At 43.5% G+C, this 10634-nt stretch carries 6 protein-coding genes and 2 pseudogenes; 4 read left to right on the top strand and 4 right to left on the bottom strand.

The genetic code is table 11. The features are described from left to right. Positions 1-145: 145 nt before the first annotated feature. A pseudogene (locus URZ40_RS22715) lies at positions 146-1091 on the bottom strand (integrase core domain-containing protein). An 81-nt stretch (positions 1092-1172) separates the two neighbouring features. Then, positions 1173-1391: pseudogene (locus tag URZ40_RS22710) on the bottom strand (hypothetical protein); the annotation flags it as partial. A 95-nt stretch (positions 1392-1486) separates the two neighbouring features. Between URZ40_RS22710 and URZ40_RS22705 the strand changes: the two are divergent. From URZ40_RS22705 to URZ40_RS22690, 4 genes are all read left to right on the top strand, one after another. Further along, complete coding sequence (locus tag URZ40_RS22705) at positions 1487-3403, top strand: recombinase family protein (RefSeq protein ID WP_090419475.1); 1917 nt, start codon at positions 1487-1489, stop codon at positions 3401-3403. Positions 3404-3661: 258 nt separating this feature from the next. After that, positions 3662-4426: a lysozyme inhibitor LprI family protein gene (locus URZ40_RS22700; protein WP_208298127.1), complete on the top strand. Its 765-nt coding sequence runs from the start codon at positions 3662-3664 to the stop codon at positions 4424-4426. 508 nt (positions 4427-4934) lie between these two features. Next, positions 4935-5309, top strand: a complete 375-nt coding sequence (locus tag URZ40_RS22695) for a hypothetical protein (protein WP_048224154.1) — start codon at positions 4935-4937, stop codon at positions 5307-5309. Between the two features lie 351 nt (positions 5310-5660). Next, a complete protein-coding gene (locus URZ40_RS22690) occupies positions 5661-6275 on the top strand; it encodes a recombinase family protein (RefSeq protein WP_003846897.1) in 615 nt (204 codons plus the stop codon). Between the two features lie 414 nt (positions 6276-6689). Here the strand turns inward: URZ40_RS22690 and URZ40_RS22685 are convergent, their stop codons facing one another. Then, a complete protein-coding gene (locus URZ40_RS22685; RefSeq protein ID WP_166720824.1) occupies positions 6690-8081 on the bottom strand; it encodes an HNH endonuclease signature motif containing protein in 1392 nt (463 codons plus the stop codon). 223 nt (positions 8082-8304) lie between these two features. Continuing rightward, the gene (locus tag URZ40_RS22680; protein ID WP_166720825.1) at positions 8305-9474 is read right to left on the bottom strand and encodes a hypothetical protein; all 1170 of its coding nucleotides are present in this window, start codon (positions 9472-9474) and stop codon (positions 8305-8307) included. Between the last annotated feature and the right edge of the window lie 1160 nt (positions 9475-10634).

The following is a 10634-nucleotide window of genomic DNA, read 5'->3' as shown; positions in this document are numbered from 1 at the left end:
TAATAGGATAATGTATTTACATTTCTATACCTTTTAACATGATTGTCAGTAACGTTGCGGAATTTTCTATTAAAATTTGTTAATAGATCCTTTTTGTCCCATGCATTTTTGAGATCCCGACCAGATAATTTTTTTTGCAGTATTCCTACGTTATCATATCATTCAACAATTAATGCGGGCGTTCACGGCTATATTCTGACAACAATTTTTTCCGTCATTTCTCGTGCTTCATTCAGTGCTCTGTACAGATAATAATCGGGTTCTCCTGTATGGTATCTCCGGCTAAAATGCTCATAAAAGCAATCTACATCGATTTACCCGCCTGGTTAAAACTCCAGTTTCAGTATGTTTCATACACATTCGTCACTACCAGCAAAATACACTCCGGACCATTATCCATGCGCAACATAGACGGATAGCCGGACTTTACCGTAATCCTATCGGATCCCTAGACCACTCATGGAGCGGGTAAATAAGGCCAATTCAAATCGGCAACTCCTCCCGGTTACAATCTTGAACTACTTTAAACGTGCGACAACGGACTAAGGAATCATGCATAAAATCGATCGACCATCTTTGGTTTAGTGTTTCCGCAAGGACCAGTGGTGAGGGATTACACACCGATAACAGTGTTTTCCCTGTCGGTGATAATTCAGCTTCATCAGAGTATAAATAGGGCGGATTTTATTGAGATGCCACGGGTATCCCTGTCGTCGCAGAATCAAGTACAGCTAGCAAAAATCGTATTGTGGATATCATTCTACTACCGCCTGCAATGCAGCAATAACGGGTTCGTCACGTAAGATATCCGGACGGTAATCGTAAATCCCCTCAGCTTATTTTCATACAACTACTGGGCTGACGGATACTGAGTCCGGATGTCTTGGCTAGATGAATGACCAGCTCAGGCTTAAAGACTGGTAATCATCTGTTTAAGATGTCAGTTCTCGTCCTTAAGATCCCGTATCTTTAGTATCAGAAACGTCTATATCGCAATAATGAGGCTTCCTGTTGTAGCAGGTGTCTTCTGAAAGGTCTGCCTTCAGCCCTACACCTTTGGCATTTAGTCCAGCTTAAACCGACTTAATCATGGCGATGATCTGCTATTCAGTAAAACGGACTATACGCATGGCGATCTCCTTTGTTAGCTGATTGATTATGCCGGAGGCTCTCTAAATGTGAATGAAACTATTATGTGAGATGCTTACAGTTACAGGGCAAGTATCATTCTCAAGTTTGATTAGGTAGGTCATTGCATCTGTTCGATTCGTTGAACACATTCCCAGAGACGGTTGTAGACTACTGCAAACTTTGGGACGAAGGTTGGATCCAAAAATCTTACATAAATTATCTTTAGATAACTGAAAACACCTTACATTTGCAGGCTTGCCTAACATATAATTATTCACTGTTTAAAATTCACATTCCTGCTGTTAGCATCAGGTCTATCTGATCAATCAATACCATCCGAAGGGAATCACACTCAATGAAACCCAAGCTGTATTCGTACGTGCGTTTTTCATCTGTGAAACAACGGGAAGGTAACTCCCTGGAGCGTCAGCAAGATACCGCTCTAAAAATTGCGGCCCGTTATAATCTCGAACTTGATACAACGGCTTTCCACGATCTCGGCATGTCTGCGTTCAAAGGAAAAAATGCTCATGAAGGGAAGCTATCGGAGTTCATCAAGCAGATTGGGGCTAAGGTTCCCGTTGGCTCGTGGCTAGTCGTCGAAAATCTTGACCGCATTAGTCGTGATGATGCCTGGAGCGCTTTGGATATATTCAAGAACATACTTAGCAGGGGGATAGTCGTTGTTACTGGCATGGATGAAAAGGTCTATAAGTACGCGGACGTAAAGAATAATCCAACCGATTTAATCATTTCATTGTTGATGTTCACACGCGCCCACGACGAGTCGTTGACAAAAAAGAATCGAGTTGAAGCCCAGGCCCGTTCGTTGATACGACACAACCTGACAAGAGAATCGGGAACACCAGCAAAAGCAATAGAATCCGTCGGTCAGAATGTTTGGTGGGTAGATACAAAATCAGGATACGTTACTCCACATCCTCTATATTTTACCGCAGCTCAGAAGATTATCGAACTTAAACAAAACGGTGAAACTCTTCTTGGAATCCAACGATATCTTAACGAACATTACCCTGCCCCTAAAAAGAGGGTTTATAAAGACCAGACAGGTCAAGCGCTGACACCCAAAACTGAACAATGGGGTAAACATTTGATCAGGACATTTTTGAACCCCACTGTTCACGGACAAAAAACCTTTAAGCTGGATAAACGCGATGAATCAGGTGTCATCATATACGATTCCGAATCAGATGAACCGTTAAAAGAAACATTCATTATCCCTGATTACTACCCTGCTCTTATGTCGGAGGTGGACTACTTGACACTTTCGAAATTAGATCGACACCGCGCCATCACTCGTAATTCATCAAAATATCCAGCAGGTAACCCTGAACCAGAAATCCCGCTACTCTCAGGTATCGGTATTCTTTTTTGCGGAAAATGTGGTTCTTTCATGTTCAAATCTGGTTCAAGTGAAAACAAGTACCGTTATATATGTGGTTCAAAAATCGTTCAGGGTAAACCTTGCGGTAAAAAAGGTTTTACGTCATACCAGCTTGAGCACACTGTTTTGCAACTAATCGCTGATCACGTCTGGAACAACCACCAAGAAGATAAAACGGCTTGGTACGAATCTGAGATTGAAAAGGCATCTGAAGCTGTTAAAAAGCTGTTAAAGCTGGCAACTTTGACAGATGACCTCGAAGAATTGGCAGATCAGATTAATGCCAATAAACAGAAAAAAATAACGCTTGAGCGAGAATATCAACAGTACAAAATCAGCCGCTCAGAAATTCAAACAACTGGCTGGGATCAATTCCGAAATTTCGATGTTCATGACACTAAAAACCCTGATCGTAAGCGAATTAGGTTGAAGATAAAGCAAGCTATCAAACGTATTGATTGCTATGACATTGATGGGCGGTATGGTCATTTTGAAGTAACCTTCGCCGACGAGACAAAACAGAGAATCGTGATTAAGTTCAATCGAAACCGATCACCTGGTGTTTCGTATGTAGAAGCACAGACAGTTAATGATCATGACTTACTAAAAATGCAAGGGCTTGTGTTGCACTCCTTCATTGATGAACTGATTTCACCTGAAAAATTTGCACAGCATATTAAGGACAAGCATGAAGTCAGCATTCTAAACCCGACGTTTATAACCAAGCTGGAGGATGGTGTAAACCAAAGCGAAGGTAATGGATTGGCTATCAAGGTAGCTAGCACTACAAATAAATCGTATGCAACTGTCAACGGTAATAAATACGAGATTAACTCGCTGGAAGACTTAGAAAAACTTTTACAGTAAATCACTCTCCCCTTGCATACCTATCAAGGGGAAGCCTACCAACGCCCCCAATAGCCATGTCTCCGTTTCCGTTACATCAAAGCAATCTCGGAATTATACACACCCCAATCGATCGCTTTTATAGATCAATTTTACGTTATTGATAGATTTTATAGATCAATGTAAGATCATGATTCTTCGAGTAGTGTTTCTCACAAGCAAGACTCACGGGATGGTGATCTGCCCCCGATGGAGTGCAATAGAAAGAAGGTATCCAGAATGACTATCCTTATAAAAACTTTAAAAATCATGGCATCAGGCGTTGTTCTCATTTCAGCTATAACCGCCGCCTCCAGTACCGTCTATTTCTTGCCAGAAGCGAAATCAGCAGGTGTCGCCAGCAACGACAAAAACGCCCTGATGTTTCTCGGAATGGACAGGGATGTAAATCTGAAGGGAATATGCTTCGCGATAACAAAGCAATCATCCTCGATCGTGCCGCTGGTAGATATCACTGCTACAACTGATAACGGCAGATTCACGATGCACGGACTACGCCCAAAGAATAACGACGATACGAAGGAATTAGTCTGTTCACTTGGTTCAGAAGCTGGGGATTTCTTGACTGGCATTGCGAAGTCTACCATCGTCAACGTGAAACTAGATTTCAATGGCGAGATCCGCAATTACAGTTTCAACACTACAGAATTCAGAAAGATACTGACTGCCAATGGTCAAGGTGTGTGGGACAAAGCAGCTAAAGACTACGCTCAGGGAGTTCGCGCACCCATTTTCTATAATAACAACCGCGAAGCCATCAAAAACAATGCAGTAACCTCAAATGTCGATACACACAGTTATAAAGCAAGCGATGAGAAACTAAATTCGGTCTGGAAAAACCTTAGCCCTGAAACACGAAAACGCTTACTCCCTTCTCAAAGAGAATGGATAAAGAAAAAATCCGACTGCAATAACGAACAGAAATGCCTTGTTGACATGACAAACAATCGCATTCATGAACTGGAGTCTGAAAATGAGAAATAATGCACAGACTCTAGTTTTAAAAAATGATTGGGTACCTTCGTCTTCTGGTAATGCGTATATCGGAAAATACACGATCGGGCGATTTCACATGACAGAGTCGTTCATCATTGAGTATATGAAACTGATACATGGAATTGAAATACCTGATTCATGGGTCAGTAGCTGTTTCACTAACATATCAGATATTGATACTCGCAAGGTTATGTATATGGAAGGCTGCGATATTTTAACGATAGATACAATGAATAAAATCCGTAACGCAGTGAAGTCCCCGCCTGAAGATTTGAAAATATACTGCAATGGCACTCATGTAACAAAAATAGAACTCATGGAAGAATGAAACAAAATCACCTTACGAAGGTTGTATTAAAATTTCAGTCATCATTTTTGATATACCTTCTTGCATCCATCTCAAGTAGGCAGTTCAGAATCATTCAAAAAATTCAAAGCAATATAGATATTTTAACTTCCTAATAGTAGGAATGATAATTCAAAGAAGGATAATATAATGAAGAAGCTATTAGTAACTACCATTCTTTCAGTAGCATCATTATCAGCTAGTTCCTGGGCGATGTCACCAGGTCTCATGCTAACTGCAAAAGACCTGTCCAAAGTACCGGATGACTCTCTTTGCCAAAACGGTGGACCAAGCAGAGACCTTCTTCTAACTGTTGCATCAGCAGACGCCCGTCAGCATGATGGTACATATGACCAGTTATTCAAATTAGAACAAAATATTCTTGAAAAAATGGAGCATGTTATTGAGCGACGCTGCAAGAAATATACGAACGGTCGTTGGGAACGTGGCTACAAGCCTTACAATCAATACAAATTGAGGGAAGAAATAAACAAACCAAGCAAGAAACTCCCAATTGGCTATTAATTCCCTCTTGGCCTAATTGCACGCCAGAAGAGTAATATTGCGGATGCTCTTGATCCGCCATTCCCGGACAATTTTTGTATTTTAAGTTAACAACGCCCGCTGCCGCCGGAGTTCCCTCGGAGAGTGATATCTCAGCGCGTTGTGCGGGTGGTTTACTGCGTTAAGGCTAATCGGGTATCCCCTTCCTTTCAAAATTGTCGATGTTTTTCTCCATCTTGTAGGTCTCTTTAGGGTATACCTGATAAAGACCATGATACAAAGTCTCAATAGGGTTGAATTTGACTCTATTGACAACAAAAACACGCACTGTATCATATAGGTATCCATTTAACACTCAAAAGAGAATGCATGATGAATGTCCGTATTTACTGCCGTGCATCTACCGAAGGCCAGCATGCTGATCGTGCATTAGTTAGCCTGCGCGAATTTGCGCAAAGCAAAAACTGGCAAGTAGCCGGAGAATACATTGAAAATGCCAGTGGTGCGAAGCTGGAGCGTGTGGAACTGATGCATCTCCTTGAGGAAGCACAACCCGGCGATCTGCTTCTCATCGAATCGATTGACCGTCTCAGTCGTCTTCAACATGAAGAATGGGCTGAACTCAAAGCTACGCTGAACAGTAAAGGACTGGTTATTGTTTCGATGGATTTGCCAACAAGCTGGCAGATGGTTGAAATGTCCGGCAACGACCTTACCAGCGGCATTCTTCGGGCAGTCAATGCTATGCTGATCGATATCCTTGCGACAATGGCACGACAAGATTATGAAACCCGCCGTAAACGTCAGGCACAGGGGATCGAGAGAGCAAAACAGGCAGGTTTGTATACGGGAAAAGAGAAAGATATGGAAGCCCGTGAAGTGGTACGTGAAATGTTGGCACAGAACGTTAAACCAGCTCACATAATGAAAGCTGCTGATATCAGTCGTGCAACGTTCTACCGGATCAAAAAGGAATTGGTAATCTAGTTCAAAATAAGTGTATTAGCTCGAAGTGACAGTTACAGTAGACAAAGTACAATCAAATCTGACTGTCCGCTCTGAGCAAATAGCAGACTGTTACCATGTGCAATTGAATATTTTGCCACTAACATTACATCCCTATTGCGAACCCTGGATCTGATATCTTTAAAACAACAATATACTCCACTTTATAAATCGTAACTCAAGAGATTACTTTGCAGCCAGAACACTCAAGACTTTATCATCGTCCTGTAAGCGCATTAGATACCTCGCCCATTAACCATTAGAGTTTGTGCGTAACGCCCGCTTCTGGCCATATAGGAAGTACTAGGAAAGGGTGATTAGTGGCGGAAATTACACTGGTATCAACAGCGGCAGTTTTTTTATGCCCTGCTTCAAGGTAGCGCTGCATGGCGTATCTCAATTTGCGTCTCTCAGGTATTCACCCCAGCGAGCAGCCAGTTTGTCTTTGTTCAGGCGGTAATGCATTGGGGTGATCACACGGCCTTCATATTCCTCAAACTCAATGCCTGGTTTGAAATGAACAGTCATTGTCTCAGGATTAATTCCCATCTTGTTCGCGTCAAACAGGCGGTGCAGAGTAGGTGACAGCAGAATGCCGTTGCTCGCGCTGTAATCCCCTTTGGCCGCGCTTTCAATGTGAGCGGCATCCAGTACACCGCCCAGATGTTTACCGGAAACGGCACAACGGTAACCGAAGTTGTAGCAAAGCTCTGCTTTAAACTCAGTCTGGATTGCCGCATCGCGCTGACGCACCAGACGTTCGGAGGAGCCGCCTTTCAGCTCGCGGCCATCGCGCAGCGGGTTGACCGTAGTGATATCCTGCTCTCCCAGCTCGTCCATACCTTTCGGCGTTTCGATGCTGATATCCAGCGTCTGGCGGAGGTTTGGTAAGCGCGCTTCTTTAAATGGATCGTGAGATACCGGTAATGGTGCGGTCAACTCTACGGCGGCCGTTTCGTTAATAATCTTCGGCACGACAACAACTGAATCATTTGCTCCAGGTGCAGTAATTGCAGCAGCCAAGTACTGTGCGAGCAGTTGTTCTGCTGTGTAACCACTTTCATGGTGTTTATGTACGAACATCGCAAACTCGTGACGGCTTGCAACGGGAACCATCTTCATGGCCTTCTCAATACCCGTCAGTTTGCGCCTCATGGTGGCCTCTCTAGGCTTAGGCAGCGGAAGATCGTATCTTTTAATGGCAGCCGCTGGCGTGTCAGCCCCCTCTAACCGCTTCTCGTTTCCGCTAAAGCTGATAACTTCAGGCTTAGCTACTGGGTTCTGATGTAATACCGCTCCAAAGGTCAATTTCTTTTGAGGTGCGGATGACCGTGACACGTCGCGTGCAATCGTCCACGCATCCACTTTGCTGCTAGCGGGCTTTTTTTTCAGCAGATGAAGAGTTTTGGCTCTGAGTTTGCCCGGTTTCTGGCGGTTATCCACGGTAGCCGGTGTGGCTAGCGGCGGGACGCGCGATGCTACAATCTTTTCCGCACTGGCTCTGCTTTGCTGTTGATGTTCTTTGGCTCGAAGGCGTTTAACCTCTATAGTACGGCACTGGCCGACCAACGTATCTCGTTCCATATCGTACGTGATTTCAGCGACGTTTTTTCCGCGTGCCAGCTGGATGGTGATATTCTTCCAAATAGAAACGCCCAAGTACTGACTTTTCCCGATCTTGAGGTTGGCCATAACCTCATCGGCTTGCTTATGACGCTGTTCTTCCTGCTTGCGTGCTGCAATCTTCTCAGGTGTTATGTAGTTTTTCGCCTTGCGTTTCTTCGCCATTGTTGCCTCTTGCCCGATAGCCACCGGGGTGATTAGTTAAGGTATGTACTTTCACCTGAACTTATAGAAAACACAGGCCTCATTTTGCAGTTGATATGTTCCCCGTTACTCAACACAAACTGATATCAACAACATCTGCTCCTGGCACGGAGCGGACTGTCAGATTAAGTCCAGCCCTGGGCCACACCTATGTCAGGTCAAATCTGAGCTAATACAAATAAAGTTATCGTTTGACGGTCGCTGAAAGGATCTCATCCTGTGCCAGTAAAGTAATCACATCTCCGGCGATATCCGGCCTTATGCCAGGCGTTTTGGAAGTCGCATACACCGCAACCGATAATGGACTCCAATTGTGCTTCTCAGCAATACGTTTTACCTCCTCGATAACCTTAAAAGTATCGTTTACCAAAGCCAGTCCTAAACGAGCTGTATCCAGATAAACGCGCTGAACTGCGGAGATATACGCGAGCTTTTTAAGTTCTGCGGTAATAATACGCTGCGCTTCCACACCGATAGAGGAGCCCCCCTCAATGACCCCTGTCAATCCCACAAGCTTACCACCATCACTACGAGTAATGTCATCTTTGTCTATGTTGAGCGGAACTAAGGCATTCAACTCCACATCCTGCTGAAGTAACTCCAGCAGTTCGGGCAAAAGCCCAGTTTTGATGACACCTTTTAACGCGGCTGCTCTTTTAGCCAGGCTAACAGGGGACTGCCCCAACCGAGCCGACATTGAAATAAGGCAACTAGCGATTATGAAAATATCGTTTTCCCCGATTAGTGGGGCACACTCAGCACGAAAGGATTGTTCTTCACGAAGGAGAGGATTTGCTTTTTCAGGCCTCCTAATTTTTGATTTTGGCTGCTTCTTGCTATAGCCACGCAAAGCATCCTGTGCGCTTCGGGTTAGAATGCTGATACTTTTAATGAGCCCCTCATTATCCTTGAGGTTGGCAATCATTTGCTGCATATTCTCGAGCCTGCCAAGCATCTCGGGAACAGCTTTGCCCGCAGCGATCTTCTCGCTGATATCATTAAGACTTCTTAGAACACCAGTAACAAGCTGCGAGGATGCAGGAACCGAGGCATTCAGTTGATGGCTTTTTTTGATTTCTTTTTCCATCAACTGGATTACCTGCTTCCAGTCGGTTTGTACACCAGCTTTAAGGGTCCCAAGATTAAGAATAGCAGTTCGAAGACTTTCGCATTTATCTAACGGAATAGGTTCACCATTCTGTTTACCTGTTTTCAGCCAGTTAACTAAGGATACGAAGTCAGCTTTAGCCGTCGCAACAAGTCCATTGATAACACGCTGCCTCGCTTCAAGCGTAAAGTGATTCGTTTTCGGCACTGGCAGACGATCATTTTTGTGCGCTATTGGTCTCTTCATAACGGATATCTCAGCTTGGCTCCATCAACGATAAATCCCATCTGGGTTCCTCACAGCCCCCTATCTTCTTACATATCATGTTTTAAGATAGTGATACCCGCTGCACCTTCAAAATATTGTTATATTTTGATCGCACAGATGGTTGTTCAACTTCCGCTTCTGTCACAGGGCGGAAGTGTCAAAATGGGAGAGGATCTGTGCCAAAGCTGTGTCAGGCCAAATCAAATATTTTATCTTCGATTCTGACCGGACAATGAACATTGAACAAAACGTTCTAAGGGTTGCGAAAATCGTTTCAAACGCTGAAGTTATATCCTGAATGGCGAGCGAAGCGAGTTCCGTCAAGCGAAGCGAAGACGGATAGTTAATGCTGGTTAAAAAACATACGGAAATGTACTGTTTTCTCTATATATAAAATATAAATATTATAAACAGTACATCGTACACAGACACTCACTTCGTTCGTGTCCCTCGCTTCGCGAGGAATTTTGAAGTGATGTATGAATCTATCAGCATAGCAACTATAGTTGAACTATCATGCATCTGACCGAAGCATAAAGTTAACCAGTTACAAATCATGCCTTAAAACGCTCTGAGCGAGGCTGTAAGCGATTTTTATGATATGGCTGATACGATTTGATACCTTGCAAAGAAAAACGCTCTACGGGCTTCCTGTGCGATATTTACGAATCCAGTGCTTTACGACTCAACTTTGATGTTGAGTATAAGCGCGTTCCCTTCCCTGTTTGCAACTTCCTGCGTTCTTTTGCTAGGTAAGAAAGCCAGAATATCGGACCTGCGAGTGTTGTAGGATTAGCACGATGTACGACGTAATGATCGGGATAGTACTGCGTAGCTTTGGGCACGTTTACCATCATTGCTCTGTCTGTCCATTACTATAGTAAGCATTGACAATGCTGCTTGGGCGATGAGCAAAGTCTAAGACTATCAGATCGATTCCTATTTAGTATTCTATCTATCTTTCATTCGATAACCCATTGAAAAACATAAAATAACCTATAGCATATCTTGATTGATTTTTTATGGATTTTAGACTTAGTTAATGGTAAATTGTCAATACTTTCAATGTGCTAACTATAGTATAGGGAAATTTATGAGCGATTTTTGGAGTAAATCAATAAAAAAAGTTGGTCTTCCCG

Origin of the sequence: Enterobacter sp. 296B2 (assembly GCF_034106185.1) — a bacterium.
Classification (GTDB): domain Bacteria; phylum Pseudomonadota; class Gammaproteobacteria; order Enterobacterales; family Enterobacteriaceae; genus Enterobacter; species Enterobacter cloacae_N.
The sequence above is the reverse complement of the archived record's forward strand: the minus strand, read 5'-3'. Positions and strand labels throughout refer to the sequence as shown.